The organism is Pseudomonas sp. TH41 (genome assembly GCF_016650695.1).
GTDB lineage: Bacteria > Pseudomonadota > Gammaproteobacteria > Pseudomonadales > Pseudomonadaceae > Aquipseudomonas.
Genome location: NZ_JAEKFH010000004.1, coordinates 250561 through 269779, shown reverse-complemented (window position 1 = coordinate 269779; position 19219 = coordinate 250561). Strand labels below are relative to the sequence as shown.

Here is a 19219-nt window from a genome sequence, read left to right as displayed (position 1 = left end):
TTAGGCCCTGAATTTTGAGGGGTGATGAATGTTAGACAAAGGGCTAACATGCCGATCTGTTCTGCTTTCCCGTGTTTTCCTTACCTATGCCCAATCAGACCATCAAGACCCCTTGCGTCGGCCTCTGCTCCACTGTTTACGGTGATCTGGTGTGCCGTGGCTGCAAGCGTTTCCACCATGAAGTGATCAACTGGAATGGTTACAACGAGGAAGAGAAGCGTGCGGTGTGGCTGCGTCTGGAGCAGCTGTTATCGCAGGTAATGGCCAGCAAGCTGGAAATTTTTGATCCTCAGCGTCTGCGCATGCAGCTGGAGCAGCGCAAGATTCGCTTTGTGCCGCATCAGTCGGAATATTGCTGGGCTTATCAGCTGATCGCCCGGGGTGCCCGGGTCATTAACAACCTGGAAGCCTACGGGATGGTGCTGATGCCGGAGTTTCGCGAATGGAATTTGCCGGAATTGCGGGATGCCATTGATCGGGAGTTCTTTTTGCTCTCCGAGGCGCATTACCAGCGGTACATCGCACCCGGGTTCCTCAAGGACGCCTTTGGCGGTTGATTGTTAAGGTCAAAAGATCGCAGCCTTCGGCAGCTCCTACATGGGATTGCGTGCACCCTGTAGGAGCTGGCGAAGCCTGCGATCTTTTAATGCCGGGTCACAACTTCCTCCAGATGATCCGCGATCTCCTCCGGTTTCAGCACCAGGACATCGCTCTCCACCGAATCCAGCACCACCTCCGCCGTATTGCCGATCAAAGCCCCCGACAACCCGGTTCGCGCCACGGTGCCGATCACGGTCACCGCCGCCTGCAGTTTGTGCACCATGAACGGAATCAACACATCCGCCGGACCTTCCTCGATGTGCAGGTGGTCATCGTCGATTTCGAACTCGGCCTGGAACGCCTTGCACTGCTCGCGATAGCTCGCCTCAATGGTTTCGCTGAGTTGCAACGTCGGGTCGGGCGATGACAGCATGGGTGACGGGTGGGCGCTGATGACATGCAACTGGGCCTTGGCCAGGCTGGCGATGTCGAAACCGTAGTCGACGATGGTGTTATGCAGGTGGCGGTGTTCGCCATCGGTATTGCCGACGTCGATGGCCGCCAGAATGACCCCGCCGGTCCAGGGTTTTGAGGTTTTGACCAGCAACACCGGCGTCGGGCAGTAACGCAGCAGTTTCCAGTCAGCCGGGGTCAATAGGGCCTTCTTCAACGGACTGTCCGGGTAATGCTGTTTGACCACCAGCCCGCAACCTTCCGCCTGCTGCACATCGACAATGGTTTCATGCAGGCTTTCATTCCAGGCCTGCTCGGTGGTAATGCTGTAGCCGTCCTCCAGCAGGGCGGCCTTGAGCACGCCCAGCATGGCGCTATGGTCATGTTTGCGGTCGCAGACCAGCAGGTGCAAATGGGCCTGGGTCACGCCGGCAATCAATTTGGCGCGCTTAAGCGCCAGGCTTTCCGAGTGTTCGGGTTCGATGACCACCAGAATGCTGCGAATGGCTTGCATGATCGGGATCTCCAGGAAGTAAAAAATACTGCGTGGGACAACTATAGTTGCTGGTCGGGCATTCGGGACTTGATGCATATCAACGGTTGGCGACTGGTGGTCTGCGGGCAGGCCGGTATAATCGGCGCCCTTCGTTTTGAACCTTTTATCCGTGAGCCCCATGATCCTTCCCGAAATTCACGAGTTCCTCGGCTGCCGTACTCCCGACGGCTGGGTCCAGGCCGCGCTGGCTGATCAGGAAACCCTGCTGATCGACCACAAGAACTGCGAGAAGAAGTCGGCAATGCAACTACGAATTGTGAGAAATATCCATGCTGCCTGAAGTCCATGATTTCCTAGGGTGCCGGACCCCCGATGCATGGGTTGAAGCGGCTCTGAGTCATCAAGACGTGATGCTGATTGATCACAAGAATTGTGAATTCAAGGCCGCTAGCACTGCGCTGAGCATGATCGCCAAGTACGGTGCGTATTCTGATCTGGTGATCATGATGTCTCGGCTGGCCCGTGAAGAGCTTGTGCATCACGAGCAGGTCTTGCGGCTGATGAAAAAGCGTAAGGTGGAATGGCGTCCGCTGTCAGCAAGTCGATATGCCTCTGGGCTGCGAGCGGTTGTACGAAGTCACGAACCAGTGAAGCTCGTTGATACGTTGGTGGTAGGGGCTATCATCGAGGCGCGTAGCTGTGAGCGTTTTGAAGCGCTTGTGCCGCATTTGGATGAGGAATTGGGGCGGTTTTACTACGGGTTGCTGAAAAGCGAAGCACGGCACTTTCAGGGCTATCTGAAGCTTGCATATCAGTATGGTGATGCGACGGATGTGGATCGAGTGATCGAGAAGGTGAGGGCGGTTGAGGCTGGTTTGATTGACAGCCCGGATAGCGAATTCAGATTCCATAGTGGTGTCCCGACACTGGCGTGACGTGGGTTCTAACATTCTCTCCACCATGCAAATGAAAGCACCGCAGATTAAGGTCTGCGTTTTTTTGTTTTTGCATTGTACGTAGGGGTTGTACGTAAAATTCATCAGCAAAATTTAAGGATCCGGGAAATTTGTGGTTCCAATTTTTTTAAATCGGGCTATGCCCATGAAAAGGGGGACCCATAAGCCCCTTTAGGCCGTTTTGACAGCACGTAGTCGGGTCCCCTCCCTTCCCTGACCATCTCCGTTATGACTTCGCCTAGGGCGCATGCGATCTGTTTCAGTGGTGGCGTTCCGCACGGGCTCGAGCAGCGCACGCCGTAGTGACGACCGGCTGCAATCGACCTAGGCTGTGTGAAAACGTGTTAGAGCAGATTTTACGGTCAGAACCAGAACGAAAATTGCGTTCCTACGCAAATTTTAGGTCTGCTCAAATTAATCAAGCACTGGCAGATTTACGTAGCAACGCAGACTTCAGCGCGGTGCCTGCGTTTTTACGCAGCCTGGACCCAAAACCGCCCTTCATACAAGATGGGAATCGGCCATAATCAATCGCTAAAAAGCTGTCTACAGGTATTTTGGCGATTCAGAAGTTACAGAGCGCTGTTACCTCATCATATTTGTGCAAGCGGATGCGCAGGCATTTTTTCGGTTATTCGGTAGAAAAAAATTGTGTAGCCGGGGGCTATTCTTTAGGATGTGGAAAATATGTTGCTTGCAAAGAGTAATTGTATGGTGGGCAAGATTAAGTTTTCGTTCTAAGTTTTGCGTACATGTAACTCCTTTGAGAGCGTGGGGCTTATCTGGAAAAGTTTATCTTATAGAAAGGGAGTGGTATGGCATCTCACAAAGGTCTTGTGGAACCGCATGTTCTTTTGGCGTCAAGTAATCCTATTCGACTGATAAAAAATCTGACGTACATACTCTCATCTGATCAAATACAAAAAATCGAAGATGAAGTAAATCGAAATGTTGCTTCGCTGTATGCTCTTGGTTGCTCTCATTATAGTTTTGCAATGAGTGTCGATAATAATGAGTGGCGTCAGGTGATTTCTAGGCTCTATTATGCTGCTTACAATGTTAAACGGTCTGTTTCATTGCGTTGCGACGGAGCGTATTCAACGGAGTCGTCTGATCATTCAAAGATCGAGTTTCTGCCTAATACTTTGGAAAATTTTGAGGCTTACAAACTCAGGCTAAAAAACCTTCGCGACGACAGAAATTTGGCAGATTACAGCCACTCAGCGGTTGAGGAAGATTTGCTGCATACGGTGGAATCAGCAAGGACGATGGTCACTGATTTTATATCGGATGCAAAGAAATTTTTAATGGCTAATGGGGTTCAGATATGAGTGATCTAAAAGAAGGTATGGGGCCATATGTCGAGGAAGTTGTTTTAAAATTAAGTTTGAAAATGAGCGGAACGAGATTGTCGCATCATATCAAGTCGCGTCCAGATGGTGACTATTTGGTGTTCGAAGTTGCTAAGCCCAATGGTATGTTTTTCTCGAATCTCAATGACTTGAATGACAGCCTGCCCTTAGATCATCTTTTTAAGGATAAGATTGTTCTGCAAGAGCGAAAGAAAAAGCCTTCTGCTGTTTTCGAAATGCCAGAGATAAGTATATTACGAAGTGAGTTAGTGCAAAGCTTGACCGTGCAGCGCAGTACGTTTAAAGAAGATTTCTTTAACCGTTACACACGCTCTGTATCTAACTATGAGGCGATAATTTTAACTAACGCAAATTTTATCGCATATGGGCGGCGTGGCGCAGGCAAGTCAAGTTTACTAGCATACGCGATGCACAAAATGATCGATTCATCCATGCCGGTGGCGTGGGTGGCGATGCAAACTTATAGCTCTCGAGATGATGTCCAAGCTATATGTAGCGTCTTTTCCGAAATTTTCAGCGAGTTCGGGAAGTATAGTCAAAACGGTTCAGGTCTCAAAGACCTGGAAGAGTCGCTAAGCAAAATGGGGGAGGAGGATGTTTCAGATGGCTTGGATAAGAAGCTAGCTCGAATGGTTCCTAGGATTCGTAAGGTTCTCGGTGCAATTTCAAGTACTGAAAGGCCTCTAACTATTTTCCTCGACGATCTGCATCTTTTGGATGCTTCACTGCAGCCGAGGCTGCTTGCTGCACTTTATTCTTTGACTCGGGATAATAATATTTATATAAAATTGTCAGGGATAGAACCCTTGACGAGGCTGTGGGATAGCGAGGCGAATTTAGGGCTACAATCGCCGGGTGACATTCAAGAGTTGAAGTTGGATTACAATTTGACTATTCCTGAACAGTCAAAGGAGCATATCAAAGAGATTTTGGATGCTCATGTGAAGTATTGCGGTCTTCCTGGTATCTCATATATCGTTGAAGATGCCGCTGTATCTAGACTTGTTTTGTCAGCTGCAGCTGTTCCCAGAGATGCGTTGAGTCTTTTTGCTCAAGCGATACACAAGTCTGCGATGAAGAGGCAGAAATTTGTTTCTATAACAAGCATTAACTCAGCAGCCTCTGAGAATATTGAGAGCAAGCTTAAGGATCTTGAGCTTGATGCTGGATTGGAAAAAGGCGAAGTTTGGGGTTTGTTAGAACGCGTCAAAAATTTCTGCATTGTTGAACAACGAAAAAATGCTTTTCTTGTGCGTATTGATCACTCGAGCCGTGGATATTCTTTGCTACAGAAGCTTGCTGCCTTGCGCTTCGCGCATGTCCTGCATGAGGGGATTACCCCACATAAAGCGGGCGAGCGATATATCGCGTTAATGTTGGATTTTGGATTCTATGTAGGGATACGCGCTGCTCGTAGTGTGGAGCTATTTTTAGAGGAGCCTAGAGACTTGTTAGCGAGAGAGTTGCGTAGACTTCCAATATTTAATCCTGATTTGTAACTGTTGAACAGCCGGTTTAATTATCAAGTCCCCAGTCAAATCCTGCGCTGGGGCAAAAAACTTAGTTGGCGAAAGACGGCGTTATTAGCACAAGCTATCTCGGCTACGCCGTCCAATCCAACGTCAGGAGGGCACATCACCCCTGTTGTCATAGACAAATACCAATGGTTGGTTTTGGCCGTTCTCTGCCGGTCGTATCTTCGGAGTGCATTGGCCAAACCGCACGCAAACGGTGATCAGCACCAATGTAAATGGCTGGTCAGTGCTAATGCGATTAGGTGATCAAGTGGTACTGAATTACGCACAATGGAAATTTAGGACGTCTGGAATTCCTTCATTCCATACAACGGAACCAGGTACATGTACCCACTAGTAGATACCGGTTATTGGATAGAACCACCGTGAATCCTTACCCCCAGTGTAGGGGGCCTACCACCTAGACCTCCCGCTTGACCCGGTAAACTGTTGCAACGCCCACTTCTGCGAGTCTGGCAATGTCGTCGGCCGACATTGTGGGATGTTTGGTGATTAACGATTGTACCTTTACCCATTTTTCGACATTCCTGCCCTTGCCCTTGGGTGTCCAACTTGGGTCTGCAATGCGTTTGTTTGCCAAACCTTGTTTGATACGTTCCACCCGCTTTTCTTGGTCCAGCCGAGCCATAGTCGCCATCAGGTCCAGTAACATGCTGTTGATCACCTCCATTATTTGCCCTGTGATTCCTTTGTCCTCAACCATCATGTGGCTTGTCGGCAGGTCGGCAATGACGAGCCGGAGTCCCTTGGCCTTGATTGTTGCCTTTAGTGTCTCCCAATCTGGTTGTGACAAACGACTCAGACGGTCAACGCTTTCACACACGATGCACTCACCAGACTGAGCCGCATTCAGCAGACGAATCAGTTCCGGGCGGTGCAGTTTTGTACCACTGATATTTTCCGCATAGATGTTGGCAACAATTAGGCCTTTGTCTTTTGCGAATGATTCCAGGCTCGTCTTCGCACGGAGAGCATCTTGATCTCTGGTGCTGGCACGAAGGTAAAGATGAGCTTTCATCCGATTATTATCCTTTATAGTTGATTTCGATAGATTTATGATAAACCAATCATATAGCTATCCACAAATGTCTTTTGATAGGGTGTGCGCACATCCTATCGAGCTACCAATAAAGTAGAGTTAACCGATAGTGAAAAACCATCGTTTTCGATGCTGGGTTAAGTCGGGTTAGAGGCGCGCTGTTGACCGTTAGGACGCGTTCCCATTCTGGAACGCAATAATCTCCAGTCATCCCGAGCGTCTGTAAGCTGTTTCCGCGAACCCGGTGACTTGCAGAAACCTATGTCGCGGACTAGGCTCACGCAAAGTAGCAATCCTATGTATAAACTTCATGGTGTACATTATGAAAAAATACGTCACGTATAGCATCTTCGTACTCTGCATAATATCAACTTCAATATTTGCGACAGACGAAGCCAATGGAAAAACTTGGAACAAATCATCAAGTTCAAGCAAATTAGAAGAAATGCGAAGGGTTCTTGGAAACATAGAATCCAGAGGTTGCAAAGTTACATACTCGGCAACCTATTATGTCCGTCAACTGGATGATTTTTACTCAACAACCGCAACATTAGGAATTGAACTGTCAAAGGCTATTGGCTTAATAGCAACAGGAGCTGGTGAGGATTGGGACTGTTAAGCCGCGTTAATCGAGAATGCCTCCAGAGCCATCTACAATTGCTGCGGTTAGGTTACAACGCAAAGCCGGTAGGCCTTGCAGGGTGGTCAGTTAAATCGCCTTGGACGACCACCTGGAGGGTATACACAGCACAACATTCATCATTTAGACATCAGGCTTTATGGGTTGAACCGTTCAAAGCCCCAGCAGAAAGAAAATTGGGGCTCTGGTTATTTGGCTATAGAGACTACTAGCATTAAAGAAAACGTGTGAACGACCAGTCCTCGATGTCCCCACACGTATTTCGAGCGCCGTTGATCACAAGGTTAAATCGTCAGGCGTGAGTGTCATTTTGAACGAACGGTAGGGTTGGAAATCACTCGGTTTCAGCTTGTCCATTTCTGACAAAGGACTAAAGCTTTTGACCGCCTTCACCGCCGAATTATCGAAAGGTACGTCTCCACTAGACTTGGCAACACTGACTGAAGTCACCGTGCCATCTTGCAACATATTGATCTGTAGCACCACGGCCATGCCTTTGCGTGCCGATGGTGGGCGAGCCCAACCTTCAGCAGTTCGCTCCCTGATCAGATCATCAATGCCATTAGCCATATCATCGTCAGTTGAACCCGCAGTTGTGTCTGTGCCTAATTGGATGTCAGGCCAGCCACGTTCTTTATTTTTCTGTGTGATCAACTGGGCAATATCGGGGAGATTGATGCTCAACATTAACGGCAAGACAAATCCAACCCGACCACCAATAATGACGCGAGGGATGAACACCAGCGACGGGAGCTTTAGATCAGCTCGTTTTACATCGGCGTAGCGAATGCCCGTGAAAAGTGCGCTGGATGGTGGGACATCCCAACAATCCCCACTACGAATATGTTGCTTCACAGACGACTCGATGAAGTTGTGGCGTTCTGGCTCTTTGGTGGGGATTTGCTCATAGAATTTAAATAGAGTGTCAGCACTCTTACACATAAAGCCACCAGTTACCACGTCCCGAGCGGGGCCAATATCGAAATCACCAGACTTATTGGTGATTTCAGCAAGTGCGCTTGCCGCCAGTGCCATGCCAGCAATGCACCCAACGAGCATCTTTTTGATCATGGTTCGCCTCCTCTTTGTTATGGTTGCATAATAATCCATTATGCTATAGTGGCGTAATGCCTGTAAAACAAAAAATACATCTATTTAGTGGCGGGTTGCTCCTAGTTGCACTGGAGATGTGCGGTTAGCGTAGTGTGATCATTTTTCGAAAGTAGCAAATTTTTGAAGTTGGTTATTTTTTTGATGGCGAATTTTATAAAGTTCGATTTTTTTTTGGGTATGAATTGATATCCACTGGGTCTCATGCCCCTTTAGCCATTTTGTCAGGGGACTAGTACCCTGCCGGCCTTTGAAGGTTGATCCATTTGCAATTCCCTCTTTAAATTCACAGGCTAGTTGGTTGGATGATGGAGGTGGGATTTTATTCGTAACGGCGAAGTGAAAGTTAGATAAAATCAGTTAGGTTTTGGGATGATGTTTCAATGGCGGCAGACTGAGTGTCCGGGCCTGCATTATGTGCTTGTATGTCCCGAGAATGTTGAGTTTCCGTATTGATGTGTAAGCTTTTGTAGGTGCATCAAGGAAGATTTGCTCTATCTGATATTGTGTCTGTAAATGGTTGTTGTTGGATGTACAATTTTATTTTCATATTTCCCATTGGGTAGTTAGGTTTGGGGGATTAACAAGCCTATTGGGTAATTGTTTAATTGGGCGTAAGTCGTATTACTCAAAGGTCTTATTTGAGTCAGGTGTTAATATTCTTTTATAATAGAGGTTCAGGCTTGACTTGCTGGCGCCTCTGGAGCCGTCCAGGGCGCCGCACAAGGGGTTATATTATTGTTTTTATGCTAGCCCACAGGGTTATGCCACAAGCGCGCTTAAATCGAACTCTGTGGAGTTTGCCGCATTGTACCTTGATTTCATGATGCGTAAGTCAGGTTTGCCATTGCGACGCCAATCTTTCAACATTGATGTAAGCAGGCGGCTTCCACTCCAAAGCTGATGTCTATCGGGCTTTGACTTGGTTTTGGCAAGATACGTCATCCACTCGAAGTAACTGTCGAGGTCTTCCGTTGAAGTCAGGCTGTGACCGTAGCTATCATGTTTTGGGCAAATAATTGAATAGTCATTCAGTTTTCCATTTTTTTTGAGTTTTGCGTGTAAATATTGAAGGCTGGATTTTCTATCCAGCTTGTCATTTAAAATGATGGCGTGGTGATGATGAACGCCTGTGTCGTCATTTTCGATAATCGTCATTCTTTGCGGAGAGTATTTCGATTTGCTCTTATAGAAATTGTTGATGTGGGCGCTATATTCTGAGCTAGTCATTTGATCGGTGAAGCGTGTTCTCACATGATAGCCGCGCGGGTACTTTAAAGTTTCCGTCACTCCGTATATTAGGACGTACAGCGCTTCCAGGATGTTTTCAAGTGTTGGGCGTGTTAGATTGCAATTGATTGATGTGCCCATGTATTGGTCTTGGGTGTAATTTGATTTAGATAAATTCTTCATGTTGGTTTTGATGTCTATATGATGTTGTTCCCTTCGTTCGTGCGCAAATGATCGGACATTCGGCAGGGTAGAGATAGAACAGAGAATTAAATATCCGGCCTATGGATGGGTATCAAGGCCATGATGGATAACGGTTTCAACGGGGTCGCGGGGTTTGTAAGTCGATCGATCGCAGAAGGTGGAAAATCAGTCATCAATTGCTGCTAAGAATTCCAATATTTCCGAATCTGCTGGTGATGTTTCAATTTCTTTAAAGGCGGTGGTTCCCTCTCTTTGTGCTTGTAGCATTTCTTTGAAAGTTCTGAGCCGTTCTTTGGTAAAAGTACCTTCTCTGTTTGCTATATTGTAAATGTTGCCGTTTGCGCGAAGACGGTACGCTTGAATTTTTCTACAGTAATTCATGTAAACGGATTTGCTCAGTTCGTTACCGGTGGTGTTGGCTAATATGCTGCGATTGGCAAAACATTTAATTTGATATTTTACAGATTGAAGCAATGCGTTTAGACGCATAGGGTCATCTTCGATTAGTTCGTATTGGTAGTCCCATGCCTCTTCATAATTTGTTGTGTTGGCTATGTCGTCTTCTACTAAGTAACGCTTTTCATCTTCCAGCTTTTTTCTTTCGGAAATAAGTAGTGTTATCTGGCTATCTATCTCCGGTATGGCTCCATATTGCTGTAAAGAAGTTATCAGGTTGCTTAGTTTTTTTCCGATGTCATTTAATTTGCCATCGATAATTATGCTTTTTTTCTTGGCCTTTGAAAGTTCAATGTTTTGCAAAGCAGTCTCCATCGCGAGTGTTGCAGTATCGTGGCAGATACGGAGCAATACAGGCACGGGAAAAGATGTTCCGTTCTCACACCTGTCAATACCATATATAGCTCGTGCCGAACAGTGCATGCTATTTGGACTCGACTTGTTAACCTTTACTTGAAAAGATGAGCCGCAGTTTCCGCACTTCACAAGCCCGGACAGGAAGTGTTTTGTTGGTGCTGACGCTGGTATGTAGGCATCTTCAAAGCGCTTTTGGACTTGATAGAACAATTCCTGACTGACAATGGGTGGGTAAGTCAAGATTTCACGCCAAAATCCAATTGCAGCTTTGTTTGTTAGCCATTTTCTAACGCTTGCTGGATGACATTTTTCAAATGTCGGATGACTTGTTTTTAATCTTTTGAGAATTCTACGTTCGCCGAGTCCAGATAACGCATCTTCAAAGGCGGTTTTCATTGCAACTGCAATGTCCTCCTTTAGTGTTCCGTCTGTATTCAACCAGATTGGTGTTCTTCTTTTTGGTATTAATCCTTTTCTTGCATTTTGTTCACGAATTGTATAGCTGTCTTTAATTCGTTTGCCAAGTTCAACGCTATATGTGAAAGCCTGCTCTATCTTGCCTAGCAACTGCCAAATCTGATCTGATTTAATAACTGGGCCATACATTGTATTATCTTGCAGTGTAACAATCCGTACGCCGGCTTCAAGAATTTGATTTATTAATGAAAACATCTTTGTTGCGGTCAGGCGTCCAATCCGATCAATGGCTTCAACTAAAATAATATCGCCGTCGCCAATTTCTTTAAGCTCAATGGCTTGGAGCAGTTTTCCAAGTCCGTGCTTCAAATGATCGCCTTTTGATGCGGATCGCCCTAAATCTTCAAAGGTTTTTGGATAAACTTTGTATTCCGGGTTTTCACCAAACCATTTGGCTATCAAGGCTTGCTGCCGTTCTAAGCTGCTACCTGAACCTTGTTTGATACTGGAGAAACGCGCGTAGCCGATTGCATAGGGCATTGTTTTTGACCTTTGGTGCTTTAAAAGTATGATGCAAAGTCACATGCTGGAGGCGCGATTGTATGCGCCCCTATCGGGTGTTCTGTGTTTTGCGATGACTAAGTTATACCACTAGAAAACGAGTTTCTAAACACAATGCCAGTTTTCACTGGTTTTTTTTTAATGTTGTATTTGATGTAATAAGATTCGTAGTGGTATTGCAGATTATAGTGAATTCAAGGCCGCCAGCACGGCGTTGAGCCTGATTGCCAAATATCACTCCCATGTCGATCTGATCAACCTGATGTCGCGACTGGCCCGGGAAGAGCTGGTGCATCACGAACAGGTCATGCGCCTGATGAAAAAACGCAAGATCGAGCTGCGTCAGCTCTCCGCCGGGCGTTACGCCTCGGGTCTGCGCAAAGTGGTACGTAGCCACGAGCCGGTGAAACTGGTGGACACGTTGGTGGTCGGCGCCTTTATCGAAGCCCGCAGCTGCGAGCGTTTCGAAGCGCTGGTGCCGCATCTCGACGAGGAGCTGGGCAAGTTCTACTTCGGCCTGTTGAAAAGCGAAGCAAGGCATTTTCAGGGTTATTTGAAACTGGCTTATCAATACGGTGACGCCAAGGACATCGCCCAGGTGATCGACAGAGTCCGCGCTGCCGAGCAGGCACTGATCGAGTCGCCGGATGTGGAATTCCGCTTCCACAGCGGTGTGCCTGCCGTCCAGTGTAGGAGCGAGCTTGCTCGCGATGGTCGTTAACGAAAACGCGTGTTTACTGAGTAACCGCGACGCTCTTGAGTCCATCGCGAGCAAGCTCGCTCCTACAAGTACCCCTTAGCGACTCAAACCCAGGCGTTGGTGCCAGTCGGCGATGGATTCTTCGGGATAGACCTCGAACTGTTGATCGCCGGGATGTGCCTCCACTTCCACCCAGGGCGCCTTGGAACCCAGCATCAAATGCGTGTGTTCCGGCGGCACCGGCAATGGAGTGTCGATGGCCGACGCAAACGGGTGAATCAGCTCTGGCCATTCAGGGCTGAACAACCACAAACCTGACCCGCAAAGTGAACAAAAATGCCGCTCGGCGCTGCTGCTGTGGGCGCGCTTATCCCCTTCGTCCTTGAGTCGCGCATGGTAAATCGCGATGTGCTTGCGGCCGCGAACCTTCAGGCTCGCGGCATCGCCCCCCAGGTTGATCGTATAACCGCCACCACCCTGGGTCTTGCGGCAAATCGAGCAGTAGCAACGTTGGTAAGGGTAGGGGTGGGCGCTGTCCAGGCTGAACGACACGGCGCCGCAGTGGCAGGAACCTTCGAGTTGCATGGGAACCTCCGAGAGGGTTTGATCTGATGCATGACAGCCTAGCGGTTGATCGGATCAAAGTTGGATTTGTGCTGAAGGCACTGGCCCCTTCGCGAGCAAGCCCGCTCCCACAGGGGGAATGTACTTCAACTGTGGGAGCGGGCTTGCTCGCGAAGAACGATAACGCGGTGGCACTGGACGTCCGCCAGTGGCCGGGTCAGCATGCGCGCCTCGACATCGGAAGCTGACTCATGCGACGACTACCCTCCCTGGCCGCCCTCAGAACCTTTGAATGCGCCGCACGCCACGCGCATTTCGGCCGGGCCGCCGCTGAGCTGTGCGTGACCGACAGCGCGGTCAGCCACCAGATTCGCCAACTCGAAGAGCAATTGGGCGTGTCACTGTTCGTCCGCGAAGGCCGGCAGATACGCCCGACGATGGCGGCGGGGCGTCTAATGCAGAGTTTGCAACAGGCCTTCGAGCTGATCGGCGATGCCTGCGATGAACTGCGCGATCCGTCATCGCTGGCGGTCTTGCGTTTGGCGGTCACCGCCGAACTCGCGCAAAAGTGGCTGATGAGTCGCCTCACGGATTTCTACGCCCGTTACCCGCACATCACCTTGCACCTCTACGAACAACCGATCGATGCCACGGCGCCGGGGGAAGACATCGACCTGGCGATCACTTACGGCACCGGTCCGGTGGACAGCAGCGCGTACTTCGTCAGGCCCTTGCCAGCCTTGCAATTCTTCCCGGTGTGCAGCCCCGGCCTGTTCAACCAGGGCACTCTGAAAAACCCGAAGGATCTGGCGCGCCACTGCCTGTTGCACGACGATCAGGACGGCAAGACCTGGACCGCCTGGCTCACCAGCCATGCCGGTGATCAGCGCCCGCAGCGGCAATTGTATTTCGCCCATGCGGGCCTGGCGCTGGAAGCGGCGGTGCAGGGGCAGGGCGTGGCCATGGGTGACAATCTCACCGCCCAAGAGGATTTGCTCAGTGGTCGTCTGGTCCGGCCCTTCACCTCCAGCATGACAGCGTTGGGGCAATACGCGCTGGTGTGCGAACGGGTGCGGCTGGAGCGCCCGGCCGTGGCACAGATGCTTGAATGGTTCAGCGATCAGCTGATCGATTGATGAGTTGAATTCAAGTATTGCGCAATAATCATCGTTGGCGAGCTGGGCGCTCGCGCACTTAGCCTGTGGTCATTCCAATCCCCGCTGATGAGGTTTGACCATGGCACGTTTGCTCGATTCCACTCCTAAACAAGACGGTTTCCGCCTGCCCGGCGAATTCGAAACCAAGTCCGGCTGCTGGCTCGGCTGGCCGGAGCGCACCGACGTGTGGCGCAACGGCGCCAAGCCTGCGCAGAAGGTCTGGGTGCAAATCGTCACCGCCATCTCTCAGAGTGAACCGGTCACCGTGTGTGCCTCGGCCGCGCAATTCGCCACCGCCCGCCGGCAGCTGCCACCCCAGGTGCGGGTCGTGGAAATGACCTGCAATGACACGTGGTTCCGCGACAGCGGCCCGTGCTTCGTGGTCAACGACAACAGCGGTGAAGTGCGTGGCGTCGACTTCGAGTTCAACGCTTACGGCGGCCTCGACGGTGGTCTGTATTACCCGTGGGACAAAGACGATCAGATCGCCAGCAAAATCCTTGAAATCGAGCGCTTCGACCGCTACCGCGCACCGCTGATTGCCGAAATGGGCGGCATTCAGAGCGACGGCCAAGGCAGCATCCTCACGACCGAGCAATGCCTGCTCAACCGCAATCGCAATCAGCATCTGGGCAAAGAAGAAGTCACTCGCCGGTTAACCGATTACCTCGGTGCCGAGCAAATCATCTGGCTGCCACGAGGCTGCAAGTTTGATGAAACCGACGGTCACGTCGATGATCTCGCTTGCTTCGTGCGCCCCGGCGAAGTGGTGCTGCAATGGACCGATAATCGCGATGACCCGCAGTGGGAAATCTACCAGGAGGCCTACGACATCCTGCGCAGCACCCGCGACAGCCGTGGTCGCGAACTGATCGTGCACAAACTGCCGCAACCGGACGTGCTGGAGTGGACCGCAGAAGAAGCCGAAGGCCTGGATCAGCAAGACAGTACGCACACCCGTCAGGCCGGAACAAAAATCTGCGCGTCGTACATCAACTATTACGCCGGCAATACCTCGATCGTGGTGCCACTGTTCGGCGATCGCCAGGATCAGGCGGCGCAGGCGACCCTGGCCGAACTGTTCCCGAACCACAAAATCGTCGGCATCGAAAACTCCCGGGAAATCCTCTTGGGTGGCGGCAACGTCGCCTGCATCACCATGCCGCAATACGCTGGCAAAGGAGTGTAATGATGCGCCTGCACATACTGACTCAAGCGTTATTGCTGGTGCTTGCACCCCTGTGTGTGCAGGCCGCCGACGCCGCCAAACCGGTGGTGAACCTGTACATCTGGGGCGAGTACCTGGCCCCGGATACCTTGACCAACTTCGAGAAACAAACCGGCATTCATGTGGTCGCCGATCACTTTGATTCCCTGGAAACCGTCGAGACCAAACTGCTCACCGGCCGCAGCGGCTATGACCTGGTGTTGACCGCCGGGCAGCACCTGTCGCGGGCGATCCAGAGTGGGGCGATCCAGGCCCGGGACCCTAAGCAGACCCCGCACTTTGCCGGGGTTGGCGAGGAATTCCGTCAGCACATGGCGGTGTTTGATCCAGGCAATCGTTATGCCGGCATCTATGCCTGGGGCACCACGGGCGTGGGGTATCAAGAGGAGGCGATCAATAAACGTTTGCCCAATGCACCGCGGGACAGTTGGTCGATGCTATTCGACCCGGCCGTGGTGTCGAAATTCGCTGATTGCGGGGTCAGCCTGCTCAACGATCCCAACGAAGTGTTCGCCGGCGTCATGAAGTACATGGGCCTGGACATCAACCGCCAGAGCCTCGACGACCTGAAACTGGCCGAACAGCAATTGGCGAAGATACGTCCCTACATCCGCTACTTCGACAACGACCTGAACATCAGCGACCTGGCCAATGGCAACACCTGCGTGGCGATGTCCTGGAACGGCAACGTGGCCATCGCCGCCGGGCAGGCTACGGCTGCGAACAAACCGTTCACGTTGAGCTATCGGATACCGAAAGAAGGCACATTGATCTGGTTCGATGCCATGGTTATTCCCAAGGATGCACCGCATCCCCAGGCGGGGTTGGCATTGATGGATTATCTGATGACGCCTGAAGTGATAGCGCCCATCACCGACACCATTCATTACGCCAACGCGATTACGGCGGCGGATGGCTTGATTGACCCGGCGATTCGCAATGATCCGGGGACGTACCCAACGGCTGAGGTTCGCGCCTCGTTGTATAGCAAGAATGACAACGGGAAGGATTTTAACCGGGCTTTGATTCGGGCGTTCAGTCGGTTGAAGTCGGGGTTGTGATTGGCTGTGAGTGATGTGTTGGATGTGATATCGCCTTCGCGAGCAAGCCCGCTCCCACTCTGGACCGAGTCGTTATGGGGGAACTCGGTTAAATGTGGGAGCGGGCTTGCTCGCGATGAACGATAACGCGGTCTACCGGTTAGGCACCCGCCACAAATACCACGCAGCCACCGTCCGAAACGGACTCCACGCCACCCCGATCTCGACCATCTGCTTACGCGTCGGCTGCATCTCCAACCCCTTCAGCCGCCGATACCCCTCGCGCACGCCAAAGTCATCGGCCGGTAAAATATCCGGCCGCTCCAGGCTATAGATCAGCAACATCTCAACCGTCCAGCGCCCAACCCCGCGCAAGGTGATCAGCCGCTCGATCAGCGCCTCATCTTCCATGGCCAGCGCGGTGGCGTAATCCGGCACCACAGCGTCCAGCGCGGCCCGGGCGATGCCCTGAATGGTCACGATCTTGCTCGCCGAAAAGCCGCAACTGCGCATCCGGTCAACGTCTGTCGCCAAAATCTGCTCAGGTCGCGGAAACGCTGCCGATGGAAACAACGCCAGCAGCCGACCGACAATCGCATCCCCGGCCTTTGCGTGCAGCTGCTGATAAGCAATCGCCCGCACCAAAGACTCATAAGGATCGCGCGCCGCATGCGGCTGATGCAGGCAGGGGCCGATCACGGCGATGTGGCGACGCCAATCTTCATCGATGGACGACAGAAACTCGGTCGCGGCCAGATAAGGATCAGGCATGGAGATCAGGCTTTCCCGGCAGGCTTGAGCAGGGCGTTGATTTCCCCATACGTCAAGGCCTTGAGACCGCTGCTGTCGAGTTTGCCGGTCTGCAGAAAGCTTTTGGTCACGGACACCATGGCGCCGTAAAGAAACTCGGCGATGCCCGATCCGGCGCTCAAACGCCGTACGCCCAGCGCTTTCAATGCTTCAGGCGATGGCAAACCCGGTAAGCCGAGGACGTTCACCGGCAGCGGGGTGCCCTGGCACAGTGCTGCGATTTCATATTCCGCCGTGACGCCCGCGGCAAATAGCCCGTCGGCACCGGCCGCCTGATACAACGCGGCGCGCTTGAGCGTCTCTGCTACCCGGTCTTCAGCGGGAACCAGGTTCTTGAGGTACACGTCGGTGCGGGCATTGATGAACAGCTTTACGCCACGACGGTCGGCAACCTGACGGGCGATGTCGATCTTGCGCACCAGCAACTCGGGCGCGGCTGCACCGTCCTCGATATTGATCCCGACAGCGCCGGCAGCGATCACGGCCTCGATGACTTCGGCCACCCGCGCCAGGTCATCGGAATAACCGGCCTCGATGTCCACGGTCAACGGCACCGAGATCAACCGGGCGATGGATTCGACCGTCGATACCAAGCGTTCGAGGGGCAGGGCATTGCCATCCGGATAACCATGAACCCAGGCGACTGCGGCGCTGCTGGTGGCAACGGCTTTGTTGCCGAGTTGCTCTACCAGTCGCGCTCCGGTGGCATCGGCGACGTTGGTGAGCATCAGTAAGCCGTCCTGATGCAGTGTGTGGAATTGCTGGTCGAGCCTGTCCATCGAATTTCCATCCTTATGAAATGTACGAGGTGATCAGAAAGCCAGTTGTCGAGTGACCTGAACCGCCGCATTTTCCAGCCTGAGCAGAAACGCCTCGCGCGGTTGTCCTCCACCATAGCCGGTCAACGAGCCATCTGCACCGATCACCCGGTGGCAGGGCACGACAATCGAAAGGCGGTTGTGCCCGTTGGCCAGACCGACGGCGCGGCTCGCGCCGGGTTTGCCCAGCAGGGCGGCGATGGTGCCGTAGGTGCTGGTCTGGCCGTACGGAATCTTCGCCAGTTCGGCCCAGACCTGCCGGGAAAATTCGCTGCCGGGCAAATGCAGTGGGACGTTGAACTCAGTCAACTTACCGGCGAAGTACTGCGCAAGCTCCACTTCGATCTGCTGCAAGTGAGCGTTATGCCCCGGCGCGACGGCATAGCCATGACGGCTCTGGAGTGCCTCGACTTCCCGGGTCAGCGCTGGCCGGTCAAGAAACTCCAGCAGCACCAGTCCGCGTCGCTCCGCCATGGCGATCATCGGCCCCAGCGGTGTGGTCAGGCGCGTGAACAGCAGCGGCTCGCTGTTAGCTGCCCGCCCCGGCGTGATGTGGAAGGACTTTTGAAACGCATCGCGAAAACCGCTGAGGGATTCGTAGCCGGAGTCGAACGCGGCGGCGTCGATAGAATCACCCTGTTTAATCCCACCCAGGGCCATGCCGAGACGCCGGGTGCGCAGCCAGGCGTGAAAGGTCATGCCGAAATGCTGCTTGAACCAGCGGCGCAGTTTCAGCGGTTCGACACCCTCGGCCAGCAGCTGGGCGTCGGTCCAGCGCAGGTCCGGATCGGCCTCCACCGACTTGAGCAGCCGCTGTACCCAGTCCGGGGCGATGGCGGCTGCGTCCAGCGGCTTGCATCGCAGGCAGGCGCGATAACCAGCTGACAGGCACTCGTCCGCGTGGGCGAAGAACTCGACGTTCTCGGGTTTGGGTTTGCGCGCCGTGCAGCTGGGACGGCAGAAGATGCCGGTGGTTTTGACCGCGGTAAAGAACACCCCCTCGTAGGCGGTGTCTCGTTCGAGCATGGCGCGAACCATCTCGGCGTGGGGCGGAAGCAAAGCGTTTTGTAGGTTCATGGGCGCAGCATAGATCGCGACATGGCCAGCCTCCACCGGAAAATCGACAGCGAATTCCCGCCTGTCACCTTGTCGCCGTTTTTTGTGTAGGAGCTGCCGAAGGCTGCGATCTTTTGATCTTGATCTTGATCTTGATCTTGATCTTGATCGGCGCAATCAAAATCAAAATCAAGATCAAAAGATCGCAGCCTTCGGCAGCTCCTACAGGGTGCTTGGTTCAGGCCCGGCGCGCCATCAGCAACACCGAAGCCGCCGCCGACAACAACCCTGCGCAGCAACGGTTGAACATCCGCTTGCCCCGGGGTTCGGCAAACCAGCGGTGCATGTGCACGCAAAAAAAGGCGCTTTCACCGCTGCTCAAGAACCTTGATCAAGGTTGACTGACTTCCTCAGGGCGTGAAGCGGCCATTCTCTAACGTTGGCGTTAACCGGCAGCAGGTTGCGGACGATGTCGGCAA

The 19219-nt window shown here is 52.2% G+C and carries 17 protein-coding genes and 3 pseudogenes; 10 read left to right on the top strand and 10 right to left on the bottom strand.

The annotated features are described in order from the left end of the window. The first annotated feature begins 86 nt into the window (after window positions 1-86). On the top strand, window positions 87-557 hold the full coding sequence (locus tag JFU37_RS17950; RefSeq protein WP_201116915.1) for a DUF1289 domain-containing protein: 471 nt from the start codon (window positions 87-89) through the stop codon (window positions 555-557). Between the two features lie 86 nt (window positions 558-643). Here the strand turns inward: JFU37_RS17950 and JFU37_RS17945 are convergent, their stop codons facing one another. Next, window positions 644-1507 carry a universal stress protein gene (locus JFU37_RS17945; protein ID WP_201116914.1) on the bottom strand — a complete coding sequence of 288 codons (864 nt, stop codon included), beginning with the start codon at window positions 1505-1507 and terminating at the stop codon, window positions 644-646. A gap of 160 nt (window positions 1508-1667) precedes the next feature. Here JFU37_RS17945 and miaE (JFU37_RS17940) point away from each other — a divergent pair, with 160 nt between their 5' ends. The 4 genes from miaE (JFU37_RS17940) to JFU37_RS17925 all read left to right on the top strand — a co-directional run bounded on the left by miaE (JFU37_RS17940) (window position 1668) and on the right by JFU37_RS17925 (window position 5317). Continuing rightward, window positions 1668-1829 (top strand): tRNA isopentenyl-2-thiomethyl-A-37 hydroxylase MiaE, encoded by a 162-nt coding sequence (gene miaE / locus JFU37_RS17940; RefSeq protein ID WP_242485769.1) that lies wholly within the window; start codon window positions 1668-1670, stop codon window positions 1827-1829. Next, window positions 1819-2424, top strand: a complete 606-nt coding sequence (miaE, locus tag JFU37_RS17935; RefSeq protein ID WP_201116913.1) for a tRNA-(ms[2]io[6]A)-hydroxylase — start codon at window positions 1819-1821, stop codon at window positions 2422-2424. The genes miaE (JFU37_RS17940) and miaE (JFU37_RS17935) overlap by 11 nt, the downstream gene beginning before the upstream one ends. Window positions 2425-3260: 836 nt before the next feature. Continuing rightward, window positions 3261-3776 carry a hypothetical protein gene (locus tag JFU37_RS17930; RefSeq protein ID WP_201116911.1) on the top strand — a complete coding sequence of 172 codons (516 nt, stop codon included), beginning with the start codon at window positions 3261-3263 and terminating at the stop codon, window positions 3774-3776. Beyond that, window positions 3773-5317: an ATP-binding protein gene (locus JFU37_RS17925; protein WP_201116909.1), complete on the top strand. Its 1545-nt coding sequence runs from the start codon at window positions 3773-3775 to the stop codon at window positions 5315-5317. Before JFU37_RS17930 ends, JFU37_RS17925 begins: the two co-directional genes overlap by 4 nt. Window positions 5318-5753: 436 nt before the next feature. Here the strand turns inward: JFU37_RS17925 and JFU37_RS17920 are convergent, their stop codons facing one another. Next, complete coding sequence (locus JFU37_RS17920; RefSeq protein WP_201116907.1) at window positions 5754-6371, bottom strand: recombinase family protein; 618 nt, start codon at window positions 6369-6371, stop codon at window positions 5754-5756. Window positions 6372-6714: 343 nt separating this feature from the next. Between JFU37_RS17920 and JFU37_RS17915 the strand changes: the two genes are divergently transcribed. Continuing rightward, window positions 6715-7011, top strand: a complete 297-nt coding sequence (locus tag JFU37_RS17915) for a hypothetical protein (protein ID WP_201116904.1) — start codon at window positions 6715-6717, stop codon at window positions 7009-7011. A gap of 297 nt (window positions 7012-7308) precedes the next feature. Here the strand turns inward: JFU37_RS17915 and JFU37_RS30715 are convergent. The 3 genes and pseudogenes from JFU37_RS30715 to JFU37_RS17900 form a co-directional block, all read right to left on the bottom strand. Continuing rightward, window positions 7309-7593, bottom strand: a pseudogene (locus tag JFU37_RS30715) (energy transducer TonB family protein); the annotation flags it as partial. Window positions 7594-8904: 1311 nt separating this feature from the next. Continuing rightward, a complete protein-coding gene (locus JFU37_RS17905) occupies window positions 8905-9513 on the bottom strand; it encodes a hypothetical protein (RefSeq protein WP_201116900.1) in 609 nt (202 codons plus the stop codon). A 228-nt stretch (window positions 9514-9741) separates the two neighbouring features. Then, window positions 9742-11346, bottom strand: a complete 1605-nt coding sequence (locus tag JFU37_RS17900; protein ID WP_201116898.1) for a recombinase family protein — start codon at window positions 11344-11346, stop codon at window positions 9742-9744. A 211-nt stretch (window positions 11347-11557) separates the two neighbouring features. Between JFU37_RS17900 and miaE (JFU37_RS17895) the strand changes: the two are divergent. Beyond that, window positions 11558-12088 (top strand): annotated as a pseudogene (miaE, locus tag JFU37_RS17895) (tRNA isopentenyl-2-thiomethyl-A-37 hydroxylase MiaE); the annotation flags it as partial. Between the two features lie 75 nt (window positions 12089-12163). Here the strand turns inward: miaE (JFU37_RS17895) and JFU37_RS17890 are convergent. Beyond that, window positions 12164-12652 carry a GFA family protein gene (locus tag JFU37_RS17890; protein WP_201116896.1) on the bottom strand — a complete coding sequence of 163 codons (489 nt, stop codon included), beginning with the start codon at window positions 12650-12652 and terminating at the stop codon, window positions 12164-12166. A gap of 230 nt (window positions 12653-12882) precedes the next feature. On the opposite strand from JFU37_RS17890, the gene JFU37_RS17885 reads away from it, so the two are divergent. The 3 genes from JFU37_RS17885 (at window position 12883) to JFU37_RS17875 (ending at window position 16077) form a co-directional block, all read left to right on the top strand. Next, window positions 12883-13767, top strand: coding sequence for a LysR substrate-binding domain-containing protein (locus tag JFU37_RS17885; protein WP_201116894.1), 885 nt, complete (start codon window positions 12883-12885; stop codon window positions 13765-13767). A 100-nt stretch (window positions 13768-13867) separates the two neighbouring features. Further along, window positions 13868-14977 carry an agmatine deiminase gene (aguA, locus tag JFU37_RS17880; RefSeq protein ID WP_201116892.1) on the top strand — a complete coding sequence of 370 codons (1110 nt, stop codon included), beginning with the start codon at window positions 13868-13870 and terminating at the stop codon, window positions 14975-14977. Window positions 14978-14979: 2 nt separating this feature from the next. Next, on the top strand, window positions 14980-16077 hold the full coding sequence (locus JFU37_RS17875) for an extracellular solute-binding protein (RefSeq protein WP_201116890.1): 1098 nt from the start codon (window positions 14980-14982) through the stop codon (window positions 16075-16077). 132 nt (window positions 16078-16209) lie between these two features. Here JFU37_RS17875 and JFU37_RS17870 read toward each other — a convergent pair whose 3' ends face one another. The 4 genes and pseudogenes from JFU37_RS17870 to JFU37_RS17850 form a co-directional block, all read right to left on the bottom strand. Then, window positions 16210-16827, bottom strand: a complete 618-nt coding sequence (locus JFU37_RS17870; RefSeq protein ID WP_201116888.1) for a DNA-3-methyladenine glycosylase family protein — start codon at window positions 16825-16827, stop codon at window positions 16210-16212. A 5-nt stretch (window positions 16828-16832) separates the two neighbouring features. Further along, window positions 16833-17645, bottom strand: a complete 813-nt coding sequence (locus JFU37_RS17865; protein ID WP_201116886.1) for an isocitrate lyase/PEP mutase family protein — start codon at window positions 17643-17645, stop codon at window positions 16833-16835. Window positions 17646-17678: 33 nt separating this feature from the next. Next, the gene (locus JFU37_RS17860; RefSeq protein WP_201116885.1) at window positions 17679-18761 is read right to left on the bottom strand and encodes a bifunctional transcriptional activator/DNA repair enzyme AdaA; all 1083 of its coding nucleotides are present in this window, start codon (window positions 18759-18761) and stop codon (window positions 17679-17681) included. A 217-nt stretch (window positions 18762-18978) separates the two neighbouring features. Further along, window positions 18979-19089 (bottom strand): annotated as a pseudogene (locus tag JFU37_RS17850) (LysE family translocator); the annotation flags it as partial. Window positions 19090-19219 lie beyond the last annotated feature (130 nt).